Source organism: Rhodococcus sp. KRD175 (genome assembly GCF_017168275.1).
Classification (GTDB): domain Bacteria; phylum Actinomycetota; class Actinomycetes; order Mycobacteriales; family Mycobacteriaceae; genus Rhodococcoides; species Rhodococcoides fascians.
Window position 1 is genome coordinate 348,176 of sequence record NZ_JABFAQ010000002.1, and the last position, 20,858, is coordinate 369,033.

Below are 20,858 nucleotides of genomic sequence, written 5' to 3' on the forward strand. Positions count from 1 at the left end.
GAGTGAATCTCCTGAATCGACGCCGCAGTACGTCTGCTGTCAGCTGTGGCTCGAGCCGATCACCGGTCCAGCTGTGAGGCCGCTGCCTCGTCGACGAACCAGACCGTCGATTCCGCGCCGATGGCACCGGCCGACGGCCAGTCGTCGGACGCTGCTCCGCCGACGGCGGCGGCAACGGCCTCGGCCTTCCCTGCACCGGACACCAGCAACCACACGTGCTTCGCCCTCCGGACGGCGGGCAGGGTGAGTGTGATGCGTACCGGTGGCGGCTTGGGGGAGTCCTCGACGGCCACGACGAAGCGATGCTGCTCGCGCACCGCGTCGGTGTGCGGGAAGAGCGAGTTGATGTGGCCCTCGCCGCCCATGCCCAACAGGTGGATGTCGAAGTCGGGGCATTGACCGTCGTCGGCCCGTGAGTGCAGCGTCTGTGCGTACGCCGCCGCAGCCGTTTCCGGGTCGGAGCCGTAGGCACCGTCCGACGTCGCCATCGTGAACAGTCGATCCGGGTGCACGTCCACGTGCTTCAGCAGCGCGTCCGATGCCTGGACCTCGTTGCGCTCGGGATCTCCCGAGGGGAGAAAACGCTCGTCACCGAAGTAGATGTCCACCCGTGACCAGTCGATGGCACCGGAATCCGCGCGCAGTGCCTCGAGGAGGGCGATTCCCGTCCCGCCTCCGGTCAACACCACCGACGCGACACCGCGCTCGGCCTGCGCCGCGACGACAACGTCGACGAAGCGAGTGCGGGCGGCATCGACCAGCCCTTGTGCGTCGAGGTATCGGAGGACCGACTGATTACTCATAGCTCACTTTCGACAGACCGTGGAGGGCGAGTTCGTAGATTTCGTCCGTGTCGAGCCGCCGCAGTTCCTCGGCCAGGCACTCGCGGGTGTTGCGACGTGCCAGAGCAACCTGAGCGTCGGGCTGACCGGTACGCCGCAGTGTGGCGGTTTTTCCGGTCTGCGGACGGGTCAGCGAAATACTGCTGTTCTCCCTGGTCAGCTCGACCTTGAGCTCGCCGGCTCGCCGGTAGACCGGCACGTCGAGCTTCGCCGCCAGCCAGCCGGCCAGAATGTCGAGTGCCGGCTCCTCTGCCAGTCCCGACACGGTGGCCGAGGTGACGGCCTCGAACGGTGCCTGATCGAGGGCAGTCGCCAGCAGGCCGCGCCAGTAGGTGATTCGGCTCCACGACAGATCCGTATCACCCTCGGTGTAGCTGCTCAGCCGTCCCTTGATCGCTGCGGTGGTATCCGACGAATTGGTGGCGTCGGTGATCCGCCTGATCGCCAACCGGCCCAGTGGATCCTTCGCCGGTACCGTCGGTGCCTCGTCCGGCCACCACGCGACGATCGGCGTATCCGGCAGCAGGAAGGGAATGACGACGCTGTGTTCGTGATCGGCGAGCTCGCCGTTCAGTCGCAGTACGACGACCTCGGACGCGCCGGCGTCTCCACCGACGCGGATCTGGGCGTCGAGACTCGACTCGGCGGACCGATCACCGTGGATGAGGACGATGACGCGACAGGGATGTTCTCGGCTCGCCTCGTTCGCGGCATCGATCGCCCGTTCGGCCTTGCTCGCATCACGGCTTGCGACGATCAAGGTCAGCACGCGGCCGATGGTGACCGCGCCACCTGCCTCACGAACCTCGACGAGCTTCTTGCCGACCTCGGCCGTCGTGGTGGCGGGAATGTCGACAATCACGGCCTTCTCCATTCGCGTCCGGTGCGGTGCATCATCTCGTCACCCGAGGACGGACCCCAGGTGCCGGCCTCGTACGGTTCGGCGGTGCCGCCCGAGGCCCAGTACTCGAGAATCGGGTCGAGAATCTTCCACGACAGTTCCACTTCGGCGTTGACCGGGAACAGTGAGGGCTCACCCAGGAGAACGTCGAGTATCAGTCGCTCGTACGCCTCCGGAGATGACTCGGTGAACGCCTGGCCGTAGCTGAAGTCCATGCTGACGTCGCGCACCTGCATGCTGGACCCGGGAACTTTGGAACCGAAGCGCATCGTGACGCCCTCGTCCGGCTGGACTCGAATGACCAGTGCGTTCTGACCGAGTTCTTCGGTCATGGTGGCGTCGAACGGCAGATGTGGGGCGCGCTTGAACACCATTGCGATCTCGGTGACTCTGCGGCCCAACGCTTTTCCGGTTCGCAGATAGAACGGGACTCCACCCCAGCGCCGAGTGTCGACCTCGAGGGTGATGGCGGCGTAGGTTTCGGTGTTGGACTCGGAGTCGAACCCCTCTTCCTCCTTGAGCCCCTTCACTTTCTGGCTGCCCTGCCACCCGGCGGAGTACTGCCCGCGGGCGGACGTGCGATCGAGCGGCTCGGCGAGCTTGGTCGCCGAGAGCACCTTGATCTTCTCGGACTGCAACTCGGTGGGGTTGAAACTCACCGGCTCCTCCATCGCAGTGATGGCGAGCAACTGGAGGAGATGGTTCTGAATGACGTCGCGCGCTGCCCCGATTCCGTCGTAATAGCCTGCGCGGCCACCCAATCCGATGTCCTCGGCCATCGTGATCTGCACGTGGTCCACATAGTGCGCGTTCCAGATCGGATCGAACAACTGGTTGGCGAAGCGCAGCGCGAGAATGTTCTGCACCGTCTCCTTGCCCAGGTAGTGATCGATCCGAAAGACGGTGTCCTCGGGGAACACTCGGTTCACGATCGCGTTGAGCTCCTTGGCGCTCTGCAAATCGTGACCGAACGGCTTCTCGATGACGACGCGTCGCCAGTTGCCGTCCTGCGCCTGGGCCAAACCGGAGCGTGAAAGTTGCTGCAGTACAACGGGGAACGCGCCGGGTGGGATCGAGAGGTAGAAGGCATGGTTTCCGCCGGTGCCGCGGGTGGTGTCCAGCTCGGTGAGAGTCCGCGACAACTCGTCGAACGCGGCATCGTCGTCGAACGAACCCTGAACGAACCGGAAGCCCTCGGCAAGGGTGTTCCACACCTCTTCGCTGAACGGAGTTCGAGCATGATCGCGTACCGAGTCGTGCACGATCTTCTCGAAATCCTGGTTCTGCCACTCACGGCGAGCGAAGCCGACCAGGGCGAAACCGGGGGGTAGGAGCCCCCGGTTCGCCAGGTCGTACACCGCAGGCATGAGCTTCTTGCGCGCGAGGTCACCGGTCACCCCGAAGATGACCATGCTGCACGGCCCGGCGATGCGGGGGAGCCGCTTGTCTCGCGCGTCGCGAAGTGGATTACGCCAGTCCGCGGAATTCAGGTTTTCTGTGTCTGCGGTGGGCACAGGTCAGCTCTTCTGACCTGCTTGGCGGAGCTGCTCCTCGGTAGCTTCGAGCAGCTCGTTCCACGCAGCCTCGAACTTCTGGACGCCCTCGTTCTCCAACGTCAGGAAGACGTCGGTGAGGTCGATGCCCAGGGCGGAGATGCGGTCGAAGATCTCCTGCGACTCCGGTCCCTTACCCGAGACGGTGTCGCCGACGATCTCGCCGTGGTCTGCGACCGCGTCCATGGTCTTCTCCGGCATCGTGTTCACGGTGTTCGGAGAGACGAGCTCGGTGACGTACATGGTGTCCGGGTAGGCGTCGGACTTGACGCCCGTCGAAGCCCACAGTGGCCGCTGCGGACGTGCACCGTTGCCCGCGAGTTCGCGGAACCGAGGAGCTACCTCGAAGACCTGCTGGTACGCCACGTACGCGAGGCGCGCATTGGCCAGCGCGGCCTTGCCCTTGAGGGCCTCGGCGTCGGGGGTGCCGATGGCGTCCAGGCGGGAGTCGATCTCGCTGTCCACGCGGGACACGAAGAACGACGCCACGGAATGGATCTTGTCGAGGTCGTGACCGGCGGCGCGGGCGGCCTCGAGACCCTCGAGGTACGCGTTCATGACCAGCTCGTAGCGCTCGACGGAGAAGATCAGGGTCACGTTGACGCTGATTCCCTCACCGATCACCTTGGCAATGGCGGGGATGCCTTCTTCGGTTGCCGGAATCTTGATGAGGAGATTCGGACGGTCGACGATCTTCCAGAGTTCGACGGCCTGCTCGTACGTCTTGTCCGCGTCGTGCGCCATGCGGGGGTCGACCTCGATCGACACGCGGCCGTCGACGCCCGCGCTGGCCTCGTACTGCGGTACGAGGATGTCGCACGCCTCACGGACGTCGTCGGTGGTGACGGTGCGAATCGTGGTCTCGACATCGGCACCTTCGCCGGCGAGCTTGGTGACCTGCTCGTCGTAAGCATCGCCCTTGCTCAATGCGGCCTGGAAGATCGACGGGTTGGTCGTCACGCCGACGACGCTCTTGGTGTCGATCAGGTCCTTGAGGTTGCCCGACCGAATGCGGTCGCGGGACAGGTCGTCCAGCCAGACCGAAATTCCGGCGGCGGACAGCTCGGCAAGGTTTTTGTTCTGGGTCATGAGTTATCCCTTCACGTTGGTGATGGAGCGCTGCGCGGCCGCGACGACGGCGTCGGCCGTGAAGCCGAACTCGCGGAAAAGTGTTGCCGCATCGGCAGATTCGCCGTAGTGCTCGAGCGAGATGATCTCGCCGAAACTGCCGACGATCTTCCACCACGGCATCGCGATGCCGGCCTCGATGGACACCCGCGCCTTGACGGTGGTCGGAATGACCTGGTCGCGGTAGTTCTGGTCCTGGCTCTCGAACCACTCGACACACGGCATCGACACCACGCGTGCCGCGATGCCCTGCGCCTCGAGCAGCTTCTGGGCCTCCACTGCGTACTGCAGTTCGGAACCGGTGCCGATCAGGACGACGTCGGGAGCGGCCTTGGAGGACTCGGAGAGGATGTAGCCACCCTTCGAGACGCCCTCGAAGCTGGTGCCTTCCAGGATCGGGATGCCCTGACGCGTCAGCGCCAGGCCGACGGGCCCGCTGCTGCTCGACCTGGCGAGCACCGACTGCCAGGCGTAGGCCGTCTCGTTGGCGTCACCGGGGCGTACGACAGACAGGTTGGGAATCGCACGCAGGGCCGCGAGGTGCTCGACCGGCTGGTGCGTCGGGCCGTCCTCGCCGAGGCCGATGGAGTCGTGGGTCCATACGTAGATGGGATCGATGTCCATCAGCGACGCCAGGCGAACCGACGGCCGCATGTAGTCGCTGAACTGCATGAACGTTCCGCCGTACGCGCGGGTCGGACCGTGCATGACGATGCCCGACAGGATCGCACCCATGGCGTGCTCGCGGATACCGAAGTGCAGCGTGCGGCCGTAGGGCTCGGCGTCCCAGTCGTCGGTGGAGATCGACGTGGGGCCGAAGGACTTCGCACCCTTGATCGTGGTGTTGTTGCTGCCTGCGAGGTCGGCCGAGCCGCCCCACAGTTCCGGAAGAACGGGTCCGACGGCGTTGAGGACCTCGCCCGACGCCGCACGCGTGGCGACGGCCTTGCTGCCGGGCTCCCACGTGGGCAGCACGTCGGTCCAGTTCTCGGGCAGCGTGCCCTGCTGAAGACGGTCGAGCAACTGCTTGCGCTCGGGCTCACGGGCTGCCCAGGCCTCGAACTGCGTCATCCACTCGTTGTGTGCGGCGCGGCCGCGTTCCTGGAGCTTGCGAGTGTGGCCGATGACCTCGTCGCTGACCTCGAACGTCTTGGCCGGGTCGAAGTCCAGGGCCTGCTTGACCTTCGCGACCTCTTCGTCGCCCAGCGCGGCACCGTGGACGGCACCGGTGTTCATCATCGTCGGAGCCGGGAACCCGATGATGGTCCGCAGCACGATGATCGACGGCTTGTCGGTGACGGCCTTGGCGGCCTCGATGGCGTCCTCGATCGCAGTGACGTTCTCGCCGCCCTCGACGACCTGTACGTGCCACCCGTAGGCCTCGTACCGAGCCGCGGTGTTCTCGGACAGGGCGATGTCGGTCGAGTGCTCGATCGAGATCTTGTTGTCGTCGTAGAACAGGATCAGGTTGCCGAGCTGCTGGGTGCCAGCGAGCGACGACGCCTCGGACGTGACGCCCTCTTCGATGTCGCCGTCGGAGGCGATCACGTAGATGAAGTGATCGAACGGGCTCTCGCCGAGCGCAGGTTCGGGATCGAACAGTCCGCGTTCACGGCGCGATGCCATTGCCATTCCCACAGCGGATGCCAGTCCCTGGCCGAGTGGGCCGGTGGTGATCTCGACGCCGTCGGTGTGGCGGAACTCGGGGTGCCCCGGGGTCTTGGACTTGTAGGTCCGCAGTGCTTCGATGTCTGCGAGCTCGAGACCGAAACCGCCCAAGTAGAGCTGCAAGTACAGGGTGAGGCTCGAGTGACCGCACGACAGTACGAACCGGTCGCGGCCGATCCAGTGGGTGTCGGTGGGGTCGTGGCGCATGGTGCGCTGGAAGAGGGTGTACGCGAGGGGAGCCAAGCTCATCGCGGTTCCGGGGTGGCCGTTGCCGACCTTCTGCACTGCGTCCGCTGCCAGGACACGAACGGTGTCGACCGCCCGGGTGTCCAGGTCCGTCCAGTCGCTGGGGTGGTGCGCCGTGGTGAGGACGTCAATATCGTCTGTGATCGACACGAGCAGAAATCTCCTGACATTCGTTCGAGTTGTGGCTCCGAGGATTCGTCGCTCGGCGGTAACTGCACAGCGCCTGCGTGAGGCGCGAACGTAGTCGATGCCGAAGGACGTCCCCCACCAGCCTAGTTCCGACCGACGCTACTGTCGTGCCTTCCCCCGTCGGAGCACGAACGTGTGTGGCGTCGCCGCATCGTTCTTCGGTTTGGGTGCCCTGCGAATTGGACGTGCAAACCCCGCCGTCTACCATCGTCTGTAGTAGGCGCATGCTCGACGGCTCCCGGGGGCAATTTCCGAACCGGGACCATCCGCGTGCGCGTCGGTGGCCGAGGTCCTCGTGAGGCGGTTCTCCCAGGATCGGTCGGCCGCCAGGAACGAACCCGCGTGCCCGACGGCGCGTGGCAAGTGGCCGAGCGCCAGAGAACGACAGTCGTGCGAGGAGACGCAGTGCGAATTGGGCAGCAGCCGGGCGGACACGGTTTCGCCGGCGGCCCCGGATTCGGAGCAGACGACCAGGGCGACACCGAATACGCCGCGCCGGCGTCGGCGCCGCGCAGAGCGTGGGCTCTCTTCCTGGCCTATGTCGCGCTGACGAAGCCTCGGGTCATCGAGCTACTTCTCGTCACGACCATTCCCGCGATGCTGCTGGCAGATCGCGGTCACGTGGACCCGTGGCTGATTCTCACCACACTGTTCGGTGGAATGCTGGCCGCGGCGAGCGCGAACACCTTGAACATGGTGGTCGACGCAGACATCGACAAGGTGATGAAGCGCACCGAGAAGCGGCCGTTGGCCCGCGGCGCGATGCCTGTGTCGCACGCACTGGTGTTCGGTCTCGTCCTCGGGGTGTTCTCGTTCTTCTGGCTCTGGGCGACGACCAACCTCCTCAGCGGCGTGCTGGCCGTCGTCACGATCTGCTTCTACATCTTCGTCTACACCCTGGTGCTCAAGCGCCGAACTTCGCAGAACGTGGTGTGGGGCGGTGCCGCCGGCTGTATGCCGGTCATGATCGGCTGGTCCGCCGTCACCGGCACGATCGGCTGGCAGGCGCTGGTGATGTTCCTCGTCATCTTCCTGTGGACACCGCCGCACACCTGGGCCTTGATGCTTCGCTACAAGGAGGACTACCAGGCGGCCAACGTCCCGATGCTCCCTGCCGTCGCGTCGGAGACCAAGGTGACCAAGCACATCGTGCTCTACGCGTGGGCCACGGTTGCTGCGACGTTGGCACTGGCCCCGGGCTCCGGCGTCGTCTACGCGGTGATCGCGGTGGCATCGGGAATTTGGTTCCTCGTCGTGGCGCATCGCCTGTACGCAGGCGTGCGGGCTGGAACACCGGTCAAGCCTCTCAAGCTGTTCATCCTGTCCAACGAATACCTGGCGCTGGTGTTCTGCGGCCTCGCCGTCGACTCTGTCCTCGGCTGGCAGACGCTCGCCCAGCTGGTCTCCTGAGCGAGCGCCTCCTCACATCTGCACCCGATCAGGGGACGAGAACGATCGAACCGGTCGTCTTACGTCCTTCCAGGTCCATGTGTGCCTGCGCGACATCTTCGAGCGCGTAGCGAGCGCCGACCTCGACCGTCAGAGCGCCGCTCGCCAACGCGTCGAACACATCGCCCGCACGCCATTCGAGCTCGGCTCGGTCCCGTATGTGATGCGCCAGAGTGGGCCTGGTCAGAAACACCGATCCGGCCCCGTTGAGCCGCTGTGGGTCGAACGGCGGTACCGGGCCGCTCGCAGCACCGAACAGGGCCAGCGTGCCTCTGATACGCAGCGACGCCAGACTGGCCTCGAACGTGTCGGCTCCGACACCGTCGTAGACGGCATGGACTCCCTCGCCGCCGGTCAGTTCGCGAACCTGGGCCGCAATGTCGTCGTCGTACCGCAGTACGTGGGCGGCACCGGCCTGGACCGACCGCTCTGCTTTGGCATCGGTGGACACCGTCGTGATGACCCGTACGCCCTTTCCGACCGCCATCTCGGTCAGCAGTAGTCCGACGCCTCCCGCGCCCGCGTGCACGAGGACCGTGTCGCCGCTGCGCGCCGGGTAGGTGGACTCGATCAGGTAGTGCGCAGTCATGCCCTGGAGCAGCGCCGACGCCGCCTGATCGGCCGGAACGCCGTCGGGAACGGATATGGCGGACGAGGCGTCCACGACGACGAACTCGGCATAGCTACCCGGCGCGGCCGCCCAGGCGATGCGGTCCCCAGGAGCGAACGCGGTGACGTCAGGGCCGGCCTCGTGGACAACTCCGGAACCCTCGTCGCCGGGGACGTAGGGCAGGGACCGTGGATACATGCCGCGGCGGAAGTAGGTGTCGATGTAGTTGATCCCGATGGCGTCGACGCGCACGAGAACCTGCCCCGGTCCGGGCTCGGGAATGGGCACGTCCACGACGACCATGACCTCGGGTCCGCCGGTGTTGTCTACTCGAATGGCACGCATATCCCTGTTCTACACGGGAGCGATGTGAGTTCGAGGGCGGAGGCACGCTTCCACGACCGGTGCGACAAGTTACCGATCAGTAGCGATTCGGCGGGCCGATGCCGGCACGGTGGACGACCTCGGTATCGTGTCTGCATGGCTACCGAAATCGACAGTGCGGGCAACGAGAAGGACACGTCCAACGAGGTTCCGAAGGGAACTCTCGCGGCTGTGAAGGCTTTTCTCGCCGATCACGGCAACTCGGCAAGTGTGGTGATCCAACCCATCGGTCGGGCCGGAACCCGGCTCACGCTGGTCGGCGCAGACGGAGTGCTCGGAGATCAGGTGGTTCCGTCCACTGCGGTCGCACACGCGATCGTCGCCAGGTTCGACGAACTGACCGAGGCGGAGTGGGACCGCGAGCTGGTCAGTTCGGTCAATCCGGCACCGGGCCATTACGAGAAGATGGCCGGCTGGGTCGCTCGGCAGAAGAAGTTCCCGAAGGCCCGTAACCAGGCCATCGTCGGGTAGGACGAGAGCCGCAAAGTTTTTTCGACTCGACGGGAACCGTCTCGCGGTCCGATGCGTCGAAGTCAGTGAAGGGGCAGTCGGCCATCTGAGGGGGAGGTCGGCTGCCCCTCCGCTATGATTCGAAACTGCCGTGCTTGGACACCCGCGTGTCGAGCCTGCTGAGGAGCCGACACCCGAAGACTGCCGGGCCTCAGGACGCTGCGGCGACCCTGTCCACGTCGGCTTCCCGATCGGCAACCGCAGGACCGCGTGTTCTGCACGATGCCCACAGCGCAGCCGTGGCAGCCGTGCAGGCACCGGCACCGGCAACGTGGAACGCGACGAGTACTGCGGGAACGCCCGTGAAGTACTGCACCAGGCCGATCAGGGACTGGGCCAGCACGATCGCCACCAGAACGTGCAGCCGCTGCTTGACGGCAGTCGGCGCTCCGACCGCGTACAGGGCGAAACCGAGCCCGACGAGCAGCGCGAGATACCCGACCAGGAATTGCGAGTGGGCGTGCACCAGCGTGACGATCTCGATGCCCAGGCGCGGTACCGGCTCGTCGATGCTCTTGTCGCCGGCGTGCGGGCCGGCACCGGTCACCATCGTCCCGGCGATCAGTACGCCGGTCAGCGCGACGCCGGACAGAGCAGTGAGCCCGCGTAGCGCGGCGGGGACGGTGGGCAACGACTTCGGCGCGGCGTCGGTTTCACCCACCTTGACGAACAGCAGGGTAGCCAGCCAGACCATTGCCATCGACACCACGAGGTGAATGGCCACTGTCCACCACAGCAGGCCGGTCAACACGGTGAAGCCACCGATGACGGCCTGCACGACGGTTCCCAGCGGCATGAACCACGCGAAGAGCAACACCTCGCGCCGCCGGGCCGCGCGAGTGACAGCGAGAACGACGGCCGCAGCGGCGATGACCACCACGAAGGTGAGCAGTCGATTACCGAACTCGACGGCCTGATGCAGCACCGGAACCTCGGATACTCCGACCGGCGTGAAGCTTCCGGGGAAGCACTGTGGCCAGGTGGGGCACCCGAGCCCGGAGCCGGTCACTCGAACCACCGCACCGGTGACGGCTATGCCGCCCTGGGTGAGGATGGCGATGAATGCCAGCACCCGCTGTACCCGCAGCGAGGGCAGGGGCAGATAGGCCACGAGGCGCAGGAACACGCCGTAGAGCTTCCGTAGGAGGTAGGGCACTCCACGATGGTAAACGCCGATCAACTACACAGCGTCGTTGGGTAGAGCGACCGGCGGAAAGCCTCGCTCAGGTGAATTTGAAGGTTCGGACCGCGAGAGTGCCGCAGACCGCAGCCCAGACGAGCAGCACGGCGACCCCGAAGAGGTCGAACGACGAGGCCACACCGCGGTTGAGCGCCTCGCCGAGTGCGCCGGACGGGACTATCCGTGCGACGTTCTGCAGGCCCTGCGGAATCTGGTCGTCGACGAACACCGCGCTGCCGATCCCGAGCATCACGAACCAGGCGACGTTGGCCAATGCCAACACGATCTCCGCCCGCAGGGTGCCGCCGAGCAGCAACCCCATCGAGGCGAACGTCACCGTTCCCAAAGCGATGACGACCGCCCCGAGCAGCAGGCCTGCCGCACTCGGTCGCCAGCCGAGGGCGACGCCGATCGAGCCCAGCAGAACCGACTGCATGATCACCACGATCACGACGGCTACCGACTTGCCGCCGATGATTCCCCACCGTGGGAGTGGCGTGGCACCGAGTCTCTTGAGGGCGCCGTAGCGACGATCGAACCCGACGGCAATCGCCTGTCCGGTGAATGCCGTCGACATGATGGCCACCATCATCACAGCCGGCACGACCCGCGCGACGCGGTCGTCGCCGAGCTCACCGAACGGCAGCAGGGTGAGTCCGATCAACAGCGTGATCGGAATGAACATCGTCAGCAGCAGCTGCTCACCGTTGCGCAGCAACAACTTCAGCTCGAGACGCGACTGCGCGAACAGCATCCGAGCGGCCGACGCCGGCTGTGGGCGCGGCGCGAACAGTCCTGTCTCGAAACGGTTGTCGGCGAGCCGGGCTTCTCTGCGCACCGTCACATCCTCAATTCTCTGCCGGTCAGTTCGAGGAAGACGTCCTCGAGCCGCCGCTGATCGACCTGCAACTCCGTCGCCAACACGTTCTGCTGTGCGCACCAGGAGGTGACGACCACCAGGATCTGCGGTTCGATCACTCCGGTGACGACGTACGACCCCGGTGACGTCTCCGACGGTACGTAACCGGAGGGCAGGGCCGCGTCGAGCAGGGACAGATCGAGACCGGGGGGAGCGGAGAAGCGCAACTGTCCCTCGGCTCCCTGCTTGGTGAGCTCGGACGGGGATCCGGAGGCGACGACGCGACCGTTGTCGATGATCGTCAACCGATCCGCCAGCTGCTCGGCCTCGTCCATCAGATGTGTGGTCAGTAGAACGCCGACGCCGTCCCGTCGAAGTGCGTCGATCAATTCCCACACCAGCAGTCGGGCCTGGGCGTCGAGTCCGGCTGTCGGTTCGTCGAGAAACACCAACTCGGGGCGGCCGACGATGGCACAGGCCAACGCCAGTCGCTGCTGCTGGCCACCGGACAACCGTCGATAGGGTGTGCGGACCGCCGAGGTCAGGCCCAGACAGTCGAGCAGCCACGTCGTGTCGAGAGGGTCGGCCGAGTACGAGGCGACGAGCTCGAGCATTTCGCCCGCCTTGGACCCCGGGTAGGCACCGCCGCCCTGCAGCATGACGCCGATGCGGGGTCGGAGCTGGGCGGACTCGGCGATGGGGTCGAGGCCGAGGATTCTGACCGTGCCGCTGTCGGGTACGACGAAGCCTTCGCACATCTCGACGGTGGTGGTCTTTCCGGCACCGTTCGGGCCGAGCAGCGCGAGAACTTCACCCGCACCGATGCTCAGGCTCAGTCCGTCGACGGCGGTGGTGCCGTCGTAGGACTTGCGCACGTCGGTCAACTGCACGACAGGTTGCGCCGCATTCGACGTCCCGGAGATCACGAGGACTCAGCGTATTCGTCGGTGTGCCGCTCGGGTGCCGGTGGTCCGCTGCGCGTGGGCCACGGCAGCCGGTTCCGTGTCAGCAGATACAACACGACGATGGTCAGGATGGTCATCACTGCGGCCTGCACGATCTGGAACGGCTGGTATTCGCTGCCGTTCGGCATGAGGATCACGCTGACCAAGGACGAGAAGGCAATGGCGGGACGCCGGAAGGACGGAGTGGTGGCCCATGCTGCCAGCGGGATCACCGCCCACAGCAGGTACCAGGGCTGGACTACCGGGAACAGCAGAACCACTGCTCCCAGCGCCACCCCCAGCGCTCCCACCGAGTGCAGTCGACCCCTCAGAACAGCGACCAGCATGCGGATGACGATGACGCCGGCGACGACGGCTGCGATCGGCCGAGTGAGACTCAACACAGCGGTGGTGTGATCGCCGAGGCCGAGCAGCACGCCGACGAATCCGGTGGCCAAGCCGAGAATCGTGGGAATCGACATCCAGCTGCGCACCACCCCCGCGGTACCCAGAGTGTGGATCCATCCGAATCCGAGTCCGCTGCCGAGGCTCACGACGACTTGGACGGCGACGGCGATCGTGCCGAGCAGCAGCGCAGCGTAGACGACCGATCTCAGAGTGCCGCCCCACCGTCTCGACAGCGCCATTCCGACGAACCCCAGCGCTATCAGCGACGGGATCTTGATCGTCGACGAGAGTGCGATCACACCCGCTCCACCGATGAGGAACGCGATATCGGTGCTGCGCAACGCACCCGGGCGCTCGATCGCGCGCAGCGCCAATTCGGTACCCGCGAGCATGAGCCCGATCATCAGGGCCTCGTTGTGAATTCCGGCGACCAGGTGGAACAGCAACAGCGGGTTCGCGGCACCGAGCCACAGTGCCGTGACCGACGCGACCCCGCAGCGGCGTGCGAGACGCGGCAGCGCCCAGACGATCAGCGCGACTCCCGCCAAGGCGAGCAGTCGGTGCAGGAAAATGCCGGCGACGATGTTCTCGCCGGTCAAGTACGTGATCCCGCGCCCCATCCACAGGAACAGCGGACCGTAGGGTGCCGGAGTCTCTCGCCAGATGTTGGGCACCGTCCGGGTCAGGACGTTGTCGGCCCCCAGTGCATCCACGGGGCCGATCTCGTAGGGGTCGAGACCGCGGGCCGTGATCTCGCTCTGGGCCAGGTAGGAGTAGACGTCGCGCGAGAACATAGGCGGTGCGACGCTCAGCGGCAGGATCCACAGCAGCAGAGTTCGGTCCATCTGCGATCGTGACAGGCGGCGAGGAGTCGCGCCCGATCGCGTCCGCCCCAACGCGAACCTGCCGAGCAGTAGCCACGCGAGGACCACGACGACGGTTCCCGTCATGGTCACCGTCAGAGCCGACGTGGCCATGCGCGACGGCAGGCTCAGTAACCGGACGCCCGCGATCGGGTTCTGCAGTACCGGCTGCGCACCCGCGCCGAGCGCGCCGATCGCCATCAGCAGCGCGCCCGCGGCTCCGAAACGGCGAATGTTGCGTAGCTGAACGGTCTCGGCGGGATCGAGACCGGGTGCCTCCGGCTCGTCGCCGTGCAACGTGGCGACACCGGCACCCGGTGGGGTCGGTTCCAGGCCGAACACGCGCCGAGCAGGGGTGAGAATCATCCTGTGCAGCAGCGTGCCGCGCGTGGATTCGGGGTTCTCGGGATCGGGGGACGAGCTGGCACCGGTCGCGGAAGGCGAGTTCTCGGAACTCTGCTCACTCTCGGTCGATGGCACAGTGGGAGCGTAGCTGTGTGCCATGGCGCGATTCACCCGGTCCTCCGGACTCCGCGGCCTTCGTCGCCCGGCTCGGATTCACCTGAGGGATAGGGCACCCTTGCTGGACCAGGTGAAACAATTCCGTCACACTGGTGTTGTGAAAACAACCGAGAGCTCGCTCGTGCGTCCGGAAAGCGTCGATCCATCGACCGCCGGAGCAGGCGCGTCGTCGGTGCGACCGGCATCGGCCCCCGAGGGGCAGACGCGGGGCGCAGTGGTCACCCTACTGCTCGAAGAAGGCCCCATCACCGCGTCCGATATCGGCACTCGCCTGGGATTGAGCGCGGCCGGTGTCCGGCGCCACCTCGATGCGCTCATCGATGCAGGCGAGGCCAGGATCACCACCCCGGCGGGAGCACGTCAGCGTGGACGCGGGCGACCGGCCAAGCATTTTCAGCTCACGGCAGCCGGCCGCAATCGGCTGGGCCACACCTACGACGATCTGGCCGGAGCCGCCATGCGGCAGCTGCGCAAGATCGGTGGCAACGACGCCATCGAGACGTTCGCGCGGCAACGCGTCAACACCATCGTTGCCGACGTCGAACCCGCGACCGGTTCCGACGCACATGCCGTGGAAACGGCGGCGGGAAGAATTGCCGACGCGTTCAGTGCGGCGGGATTCTCGGCCACCACGCGGCAAGTCGGCAACGGAGTGCAGATCTGCCAACACCATTGCCCGGTGTCGCACGTCGCAGCAGAGTTTCCCGAGCTGTGCGAGGCCGAACAAGCAGCGTTCGCCGAGATCCTCGGCACGCATGTGCAGCGTCTTGCCACCATTGCGAACGGCAACTGCGCTTGCACCACACACGTACCGCTCACCTCGACGCGATCGAGGAGCGGTCGATCCGGTACCGACGTATCGACAGATAGTTCACACAAGATGACGTCCGACACGCAGCCCCGTGTCGGAGAACGCACACGCCTCCGGAAGGAGCCCGCATGACCGTCACACCAGACCAGGTGACACCCGCCGCGCCGCTGACTCAGGACGAGACCATCGCATCGCTCGGCACCTACGGATACGGCTGGGCCGATTCCGACGTGGCCGGCGCGAGCGCCAAGCGCGGCTTGTCCGAGGCTGTCGTCCGTGACATCTCGGCCAAGAAGAGCGAGCCCGAGTGGATGCTCGAAGCCCGTCTGAAGGCTCTCAAGACCTTCGACCGCAAGCCCATGCCCAACTGGGGTTCCGACCTGGACGGCATCGACTTCGACAACATCAAGTACTTCGTGCGGTCCAGCGAGAAGCAGGCCGCTACGTGGGACGATCTGCCCGAGGACATCAAGAACACGTACGACAAGCTCGGCATCCCCGAAGCCGAGAAGCAGCGCCTGGTCTCCGGTGTCGCAGCTCAGTACGAGTCCGAGGTCGTCTACCACTCGATCCGTGAGGACCTCGAGGCGCAGGGTGTGTTGTTCCTCGACACCGACACCGCACTCAAGGAGCAGCCGGAGCTGTTCCGCGAGTACTTCGGCACCGTCATCCCCGCGGGCGACAACAAGTTCTCTGCGTTGAACACCGCAGTGTGGTCCGGTGGATCGTTCATCTACATCCCGCCGGGCGTGCACGTCGACATCCCGCTGCAGGCCTACTTCCGGATCAACACCGAGAACATGGGCCAGTTCGAGCGCACGCTGATCATCGTCGACGAGGGTGCCTACGTGCACTACGTCGAGGGCTGCACCGCGCCGATCTACAAGTCCGATTCGCTGCACTCCGCCGTGGTCGAGATCATCGTCAAGAAGGGTGGTCGTTGCCGGTACACGACCATTCAGAACTGGTCGAACAACGTCTACAACCTGGTCACCAAGCGCGCCAAGGCTGAAGCAGGCGCAACGATGGAGTGGGTCGACGGCAACATCGGCTCCAAGGTCACCATGAAGTACCCGGCTGTGTGGATGACCGGCGAATACGCCAAGGGCGAGGTTCTCTCGGTCGCGTTCGCAGGGCCCGATCAGCACCAGGACACCGGTTCCAAGATGCTGCACCTGGCACCGCACACGTCGTCGAACATCGTCAGCAAGTCCGTCGCCCGTGGCGGTGGACGGACGTCCTACCGCGGTCTGATCCAGATCAACAAGGGCGCGCACGGCTCGCGTTCGACGGTCAAGTGCGACGCCCTACTGGTCGACACGATCAGTCGGTCCGACACCTACCCGTACGTCGACATCCGTGAGGACGACGTGTCGATGGGTCACGAGGCCACTGTCTCGAAGGTCAGCGACGATCAGTTGTTCTACCTGATGAGCCGCGGCATGACCGAGGACGAAGCGATGGCCATGGTCGTCCGCGGATTCGTCGAGCCCATTGCTCGCGAACTGCCGATGGAGTACGCGCTCGAGCTCAACCGGCTCATCGAGTTGCAGATGGAAGGGTCGGTCGGATAAGTGAACAACCCCCTCACCGGAGTCATGGGTGCCGTGGCATCGGAAAACCCGGCATCCGAGAACCCCGATTCCGCCAAGGAAGACAAGTCGAAGCTCGTCGCCAACAAGGGCGCTCAATTCACGTCGTACGACGTGAACGCGTTCGAGGTGCCGTCGGGCCGCGACGAAATGTGGCGCTTCACGCCGCTGCGTCGCCTTCGCGGCCTGCACGACGGTTCGGCAGTCGCCGACGGGACCGCTCAGGTCACCGTCGGGGCTGCGGACCAGGTGGTCGTGGAGACCGTGGGACGCGACGACGATCGACTCGGGAAGGCCGGCGTGCCTGCCGATCGGATTGCTGCACAGGCATATTCGGCCTTCACCGAGGCCACGATCGTCAGCATTCCCAACGAGGTCGAGGTAGCGGAGCCGATCGAGATCACCATCGACGGACCGGGCGTCGACCACGTCGCCTACGGACACGTGCAGATTCGCCTCGGCACGTTCGCTCGCGCCACCGTGGTGATCGATCAGCGCGGCAGCGGCACGTACGCCGAGAACGTCGAGTTCGTGCTGGGTGACAGCTCGCAGTTGCACGTCGTGCTGATCCAGGACTGGCAGTCGGACGCGGTGCACGTGGCCGCCCACCACGCCCTGCTCGGTCGTGACTCGGTGTTGCGCCACTACAACGTCAGCCTCGGCGGCGACTTGGTGCGCATCAGCCCGACCGTGCGCTACAGCGCGCCCGGCGGTGACGCGAACATGCTCGGTGTGTACTTCGCCGACGCCGGTCAGCACCTCGAGCAGCGGTTGCTCGTCGACCATTCGGCTCCGCATTGCAAGTCGAACGTGATGTACAAGGGCGCGCTCCAGGGTGAAACCGGACCCGGCACCGTCGACGCACACACCGTATGGATCGGCGACGTTCTCATCCGCGCCGAGGCCGAGGGCACCGAGACGTACGAACTGAACCGAAATCTCGTGCTCACCGACGGCGCTCGCGCCGATTCGGTACCGAACCTGGAAATCGAAACCGGCGAGATCGTCGGAGCAGGGCACGCCAGTGCTACCGGCCGATTCGACGACGAGCAGCTGTTCTACCTGCGTGCTCGCGGCATCTCGGAGGAGGTGGCCCGCCGACTGGTCGTCCGCGGCTTCTTCCACGAAATCATCGACAAGATTCCGGTCCCCGCCGTACGCGAGCGTCTCGATGCTGCCATCGAGACCGAGCTCGCCGTCGTCGGCGCGTAGGCCCAACCGAACCTTTCTCGACTGCACAAAGGAACTTTGATGTCCACACTCGAAATCCGCGATCTGCACGTCAGCGTCGCCAACACCGACTCGTCCGCCGAGCCGATCGACATCCTCAAAGGTGTCGACCTGACCGTGAAGTCCGGCGAGACGCACGCGATCATGGGGCCCAACGGCTCCGGCAAGTCCACCTTGTCGTACGCCATTGCCGGCCACCCGAAGTACACCGTCACCTCCGGCACCATCACCCTCGACGGTGAAGACGTTCTCGAGATGAGCGTCGACGAGCGCGCCCGCGCAGGTCTGTTCCTGGCGATGCAGTACCCGGTGGAGGTGCCCGGAGTGTCGATGTCGAACTTCCTGCGCACCGCCGCCACCGCCGTGCGCGGCGAAGCCCCCAAGCTGCGGCACTGGGTCAAGGAAGCCAAAACCGCCATGAGCGAGCTCGAAATCGAGGCGAACTTCCTCGAGCGCAACGTCAACGAGGGTTTCTCCGGCGGCGAGAAGAAGCGTCACGAGATCCTGCAGCTGGGACTGCTCAAGCCGAAGATCGCCATCCTCGACGAGACCGATTCCGGCCTCGACGTCGACGCTTTGCGCGTGGTGTCCGAGGGCGTGAACAAGTACAAGGAGCGTGAAGACGGGGGAGTGCTGCTGATCACGCACTACACCCGTATTCTTCGCTACATCAAGCCCGACTTCCTGCACGTCTTCGTCAACGGTGAGATCGTCAAGTCCGGCGGCGCCGAGCTGGCCGACGAGCTCGAGGCCAACGGCTACGCCGGCTACACGCAGGCCGCGACCACCGGAGCATGAGTATGGCTGCACCGGCAGCTGTGGCGGTAGCGACATCGTTCGATGTCGCTACCGTTCGCCGCGATTTTCCTATCCTCTCGCGCACCGTCCGCGACGGAAAGCCGTTGGTGTATCTGGATTCCGGCGCAACCTCGCAGCGGCCGGTGCAGGTACTCGACGCCGAACGCGAGTTCCTCACCACCTGTAACGCGGCGGTGCACCGCGGGGCGCATCAGCTGGCCGAGGAAGCCACCGACGCGTACGAGGGAGCCAGGGCGGATATCGCCGCGTTCGTCGGTGCAGACGTCGACGAGATCGTCTTCACCAAGAACGCAACCGAGTCGCTCAACCTCGTGACGTACGTGTTGGCCGATCAGCGCTTCGATCGTCATCTCGGACCCGGTGACGAGATCGTCGTCACCGAACTCGAACACCACGCCAATCTCGTTCCGTGGCAAGAGCTTGCGGCCCGTACCGGCGCAACTCTGCGGTGGTACGGGGTGACCGACGACGGTCGAATCGACCTCGACTCGCTGGAATTGTCGTCCGCGGTGAAGGTCGTCGCGTTCACCCACCAGTCGAACGTGACCGGTGCCGTCGCTCCCGTCGAGGAGTTGGTGCGTCGCGCCCGAGCTGTCGGCGCGCTCGTCGTTCTCGACGCGTGCCAATCCGTGCCCCACATGAAGGTCGATTTCCACGACCTCGACGTCGACTACGCAGCGTTCTCCGGCCACAAGATGCTGGGACCCTCGGGTGTCGGAGTGTTGTACGGCAAGGCCGCGCTGCTCGATGCGATGCCACCGTTCATCACCGGCGGATCGATGATCGAGACGGTCACGATGGAGAAGACGACGTTCGCGCCTCCGCCGCAACGCTTCGAGGCCGGTGTGCCCATGACGTCGCAGGTCATCGGGCTCGGTGCCGCCGTGCGGTACCTCGACAACATCGGTATCGACGCCGTGGCAGCTCACGAAAAGACTTTGGTCGCAGCCACTCTCGCCGAGTTCGCAAAGATCGACGGCGTTCGAGTCATCGGCCCGACGGAGAACGTCGATCGAGGTTCGGCAGTGTCGTTCGTCGTCGACGGTATCCACGCACACGACCTGGGGCAGATTCTCGACGACGAAGGCGTCGCCATTCGCGTCGGTCATCATTGCGCGTGGCCACTGCATCGGCGCTTCGGAGTGGCAGCGACCGCGCGGGCGTCTTTCGCGTTGTACAACACGGTCGAGGAAGTGCAGGTGCTCGCAAACGCGATTCGTCGCGCGCAATCGTTCTTCGGCACCGACCGCAATGGTGAGGAGGGACACGCCTGATGCGAATGGAACAGATGTACCAGGAAGTGATCCTCGATCACTACAAGCATCCGCACGGTCGTGGACTGCGCGAGCCGTTCGGTGCCGAGGTGCACCACGTCAATCCCACCTGCGGCGACGAGGTCACTCTGCGGGTTCACGTCGACAACGGCACCGTTGCGGACGTCTCGTACGACGGCCAGGGTTGCTCGATCAGCCAAGCCGCCACGTCGGTGCTGACCGATCAGGTGGTCGGCTTGTCAGTTCAGGACGCCCTGAAGACCGTGGATTCGTTCAGCGAGATGGTCGGCAGCAGAGGTACCGTCGAGGGAGACGAAGACGTCATCGGCGACGGCATTGCGTTCGCCGGTGTGGCCAAGTATCCGGCTCGCGTGAAATGCGCCTTGCTGGGTTGGATGGCTTTCAAGGATGCGGTTGTTCAAGTAGTGGACGCAGATACGACAGCTACGACGGGCGAGACCGCCCAGTCGGCACTTTCCGGAGGACAGCAATCATGACCGACGCAACAGAGACCACACCGGCTGTGACGACGACGCCGGTGGAACTCACCGCCGACGAGATCAAGGTGCTCGAGGACCTCGAAGAAGCGATGCGCGACGTCGTCGACCCCGAGCTGGGAATCAATGTCGTCGATCTCGGTTTGGTCTACGACATCAAGATCGACGCCGAGGACATCGTCACCGTCGACATGACACTGACATCGGCGGCCTGCCCGTTGACGGACGTCATCGAGGATCAGGCCCGTGGTGCGCTCGTGCGCAGTGGGCTCGCCGCCGACCTCAAGATCAACTGGGTCTGGATGCCGCCGTGGGGACCGGACAAGATCACCGACGACGGACGCGAGCAGCTTCGGGCCCTCGGCTTCACCGTCTGACG

The 20,858-nt window shown here is 65.3% G+C and carries 19 protein-coding genes; 9 read left to right on the forward strand and 10 right to left on the reverse strand.

The genetic code is table 11. The features are described 5' to 3' along the window. Nucleotides 1–59: 59 nt before the first annotated feature. Genes pgl through tkt form a run of 5 tightly spaced genes read right to left on the reverse strand, consistent with a single transcriptional unit; the run spans nt 60 to nt 6,488 of the window. The gene (gene pgl, locus J1M81_RS02285) at nt 60–803 is read right to left on the reverse strand and encodes a 6-phosphogluconolactonase (protein ID WP_027497010.1); all 744 of its coding nucleotides are present in this window, start codon (nt 801–803) and stop codon (nt 60–62) included. Beyond that, a complete protein-coding gene (opcA, locus tag J1M81_RS02290; RefSeq protein ID WP_027497011.1) occupies nt 796–1,704 on the reverse strand; it encodes a glucose-6-phosphate dehydrogenase assembly protein OpcA in 909 nt (302 codons plus the stop codon). The genes pgl and opcA overlap by 8 nt, the downstream gene beginning before the upstream one ends. Further along, nucleotides 1,701–3,257: a glucose-6-phosphate dehydrogenase gene (zwf, locus tag J1M81_RS02295; protein WP_027497012.1), complete on the reverse strand. Its 1,557-nt coding sequence runs from the start codon at nt 3,255–3,257 to the stop codon at nt 1,701–1,703. Before zwf ends, opcA begins: the two co-directional genes overlap by 4 nt. A gap of 3 nt (nt 3,258–3,260) precedes the next feature. Continuing rightward, nucleotides 3,261–4,385 carry a transaldolase gene (tal, locus tag J1M81_RS02300; protein WP_027497013.1) on the reverse strand — a complete coding sequence of 375 codons (1,125 nt, stop codon included), beginning with the start codon at nt 4,383–4,385 and terminating at the stop codon, nt 3,261–3,263. A gap of 3 nt (nt 4,386–4,388) precedes the next feature. Then, nucleotides 4,389–6,488, reverse strand: coding sequence for a transketolase (gene tkt, locus J1M81_RS02305; protein WP_206497528.1), 2,100 nt, complete (start codon nt 6,486–6,488; stop codon nt 4,389–4,391). Between the two features lie 444 nt (nt 6,489–6,932). Between tkt and J1M81_RS02310 the strand changes: the two genes are divergently transcribed. Beyond that, the gene (locus J1M81_RS02310; protein ID WP_206497529.1) at nt 6,933–7,937 is read left to right on the forward strand and encodes a heme o synthase; all 1,005 of its coding nucleotides are present in this window, start codon (nt 6,933–6,935) and stop codon (nt 7,935–7,937) included. 28 nt (nt 7,938–7,965) lie between these two features. Here the strand turns inward: J1M81_RS02310 and J1M81_RS02315 are convergent, their stop codons facing one another. Continuing rightward, nucleotides 7,966–8,931, reverse strand: a complete 966-nt coding sequence (locus J1M81_RS02315; protein ID WP_206497530.1) for a quinone oxidoreductase — start codon at nt 8,929–8,931, stop codon at nt 7,966–7,968. A 135-nt stretch (nt 8,932–9,066) separates the two neighbouring features. On the opposite strand from J1M81_RS02315, the gene J1M81_RS02320 reads away from it, so the two are divergent. After that, nucleotides 9,067–9,441, forward strand: a complete 375-nt coding sequence (locus J1M81_RS02320; RefSeq protein ID WP_027497017.1) for a hypothetical protein — start codon at nt 9,067–9,069, stop codon at nt 9,439–9,441. 190 nt (nt 9,442–9,631) lie between these two features. Here J1M81_RS02320 and J1M81_RS02325 read toward each other — a convergent pair whose 3' ends face one another. From J1M81_RS02325 to mptB, 4 genes are all read right to left on the reverse strand, one after another. Continuing rightward, nucleotides 9,632–10,636, reverse strand: a complete 1,005-nt coding sequence (locus tag J1M81_RS02325) for a heme A synthase (RefSeq protein ID WP_206497531.1) — start codon at nt 10,634–10,636, stop codon at nt 9,632–9,634. A gap of 67 nt (nt 10,637–10,703) precedes the next feature. Next, on the reverse strand, nt 10,704–11,498 hold the full coding sequence (locus J1M81_RS02330; protein ID WP_371828113.1) for an ABC transporter permease: 795 nt from the start codon (nt 11,496–11,498) through the stop codon (nt 10,704–10,706). 2 nt (nt 11,499–11,500) lie between these two features. Beyond that, a complete protein-coding gene (locus tag J1M81_RS02335) occupies nt 11,501–12,445 on the reverse strand; it encodes an ABC transporter ATP-binding protein (protein WP_032365765.1) in 945 nt (314 codons plus the stop codon). Beyond that, nucleotides 12,442–14,100 (reverse strand): polyprenol phosphomannose-dependent alpha 1,6 mannosyltransferase MptB, encoded by a 1,659-nt coding sequence (gene mptB / locus J1M81_RS02340; RefSeq protein ID WP_239536226.1) that lies wholly within the window; start codon nt 14,098–14,100, stop codon nt 12,442–12,444. Before mptB ends, J1M81_RS02335 begins: the two co-directional genes overlap by 4 nt. 217 nt (nt 14,101–14,317) lie before the next feature. On the opposite strand from mptB, the gene J1M81_RS02345 reads away from it, so the two are divergent. From J1M81_RS02345 to J1M81_RS02375, 7 genes are read left to right on the forward strand one after another with little or no spacing between them, the layout of a single operon-like run. Next, nucleotides 14,318–15,199, forward strand: coding sequence for a metalloregulator ArsR/SmtB family transcription factor (locus tag J1M81_RS02345; RefSeq protein ID WP_032391608.1), 882 nt, complete (start codon nt 14,318–14,320; stop codon nt 15,197–15,199). Then, on the forward strand, nt 15,196–16,641 hold the full coding sequence (gene sufB, locus J1M81_RS02350; protein ID WP_027497021.1) for a Fe-S cluster assembly protein SufB: 1,446 nt from the start codon (nt 15,196–15,198) through the stop codon (nt 16,639–16,641). Before J1M81_RS02345 ends, sufB begins: the two co-directional genes overlap by 4 nt. After that, nucleotides 16,642–17,871 carry a Fe-S cluster assembly protein SufD gene (gene sufD, locus J1M81_RS02355; protein WP_371831427.1) on the forward strand — a complete coding sequence of 410 codons (1,230 nt, stop codon included), beginning with the start codon at nt 16,642–16,644 and terminating at the stop codon, nt 17,869–17,871. Nucleotides 17,872–17,910: 39 nt separating this feature from the next. Further along, nucleotides 17,911–18,687 carry a Fe-S cluster assembly ATPase SufC gene (gene sufC, locus J1M81_RS02360; protein ID WP_206497532.1) on the forward strand — a complete coding sequence of 259 codons (777 nt, stop codon included), beginning with the start codon at nt 17,911–17,913 and terminating at the stop codon, nt 18,685–18,687. A gap of 2 nt (nt 18,688–18,689) precedes the next feature. After that, a complete protein-coding gene (locus J1M81_RS02365) occupies nt 18,690–19,982 on the forward strand; it encodes a cysteine desulfurase (protein WP_032372457.1) in 1,293 nt (430 codons plus the stop codon). After that, nucleotides 19,982–20,479 (forward strand): Fe-S cluster assembly sulfur transfer protein SufU, encoded by a 498-nt coding sequence (gene sufU, locus J1M81_RS02370; protein WP_027497025.1) that lies wholly within the window; start codon nt 19,982–19,984, stop codon nt 20,477–20,479. The genes J1M81_RS02365 and sufU overlap by 1 nt, the downstream gene beginning before the upstream one ends. Continuing rightward, a complete protein-coding gene (locus tag J1M81_RS02375; protein ID WP_027497026.1) occupies nt 20,476–20,856 on the forward strand; it encodes a metal-sulfur cluster assembly factor in 381 nt (126 codons plus the stop codon). Before sufU ends, J1M81_RS02375 begins: the two co-directional genes overlap by 4 nt. Nucleotides 20,857–20,858: the final 2 nt, after the last annotated feature.

Coding starts and splice junctions, on each gene's coding strand:
- pgl (WP_027497010.1), bottom strand. CDS start 803: ATGAGTAATCAGTCGGTCCTCCGATACCTCGACGCACAAGGGCTGGTC.
- tal (WP_027497013.1), bottom strand. CDS start 4,385: ATGACCCAGAACAAAAACCTTGCCGAGCTGTCCGCCGCCGGAATTTCG.
- J1M81_RS02315 (WP_206497530.1), bottom strand. CDS start 8,931: ATGCGTGCCATTCGAGTAGACAACACCGGCGGACCCGAGGTCATGGTC.
- J1M81_RS02320 (WP_027497017.1), top strand. CDS start 9,067: ATGGCTACCGAAATCGACAGTGCGGGCAACGAGAAGGACACGTCCAAC.
- mptB (WP_239536226.1), bottom strand. CDS start 14,100: ATGATTCTCACCCCTGCTCGGCGCGTGTTCGGCCTGGAACCGACCCCA.
- sufB (WP_027497021.1), top strand. CDS start 15,196: ATGACCGTCACACCAGACCAGGTGACACCCGCCGCGCCGCTGACTCAG.
- sufC (WP_206497532.1), top strand. CDS start 17,911: ATGTCCACACTCGAAATCCGCGATCTGCACGTCAGCGTCGCCAACACC.
- J1M81_RS02365 (WP_032372457.1), top strand. CDS start 18,690: ATGGCTGCACCGGCAGCTGTGGCGGTAGCGACATCGTTCGATGTCGCT.
- sufU (WP_027497025.1), top strand. CDS start 19,982: ATGCGAATGGAACAGATGTACCAGGAAGTGATCCTCGATCACTACAAG.
- J1M81_RS02375 (WP_027497026.1), top strand. CDS start 20,476: ATGACCGACGCAACAGAGACCACACCGGCTGTGACGACGACGCCGGTG.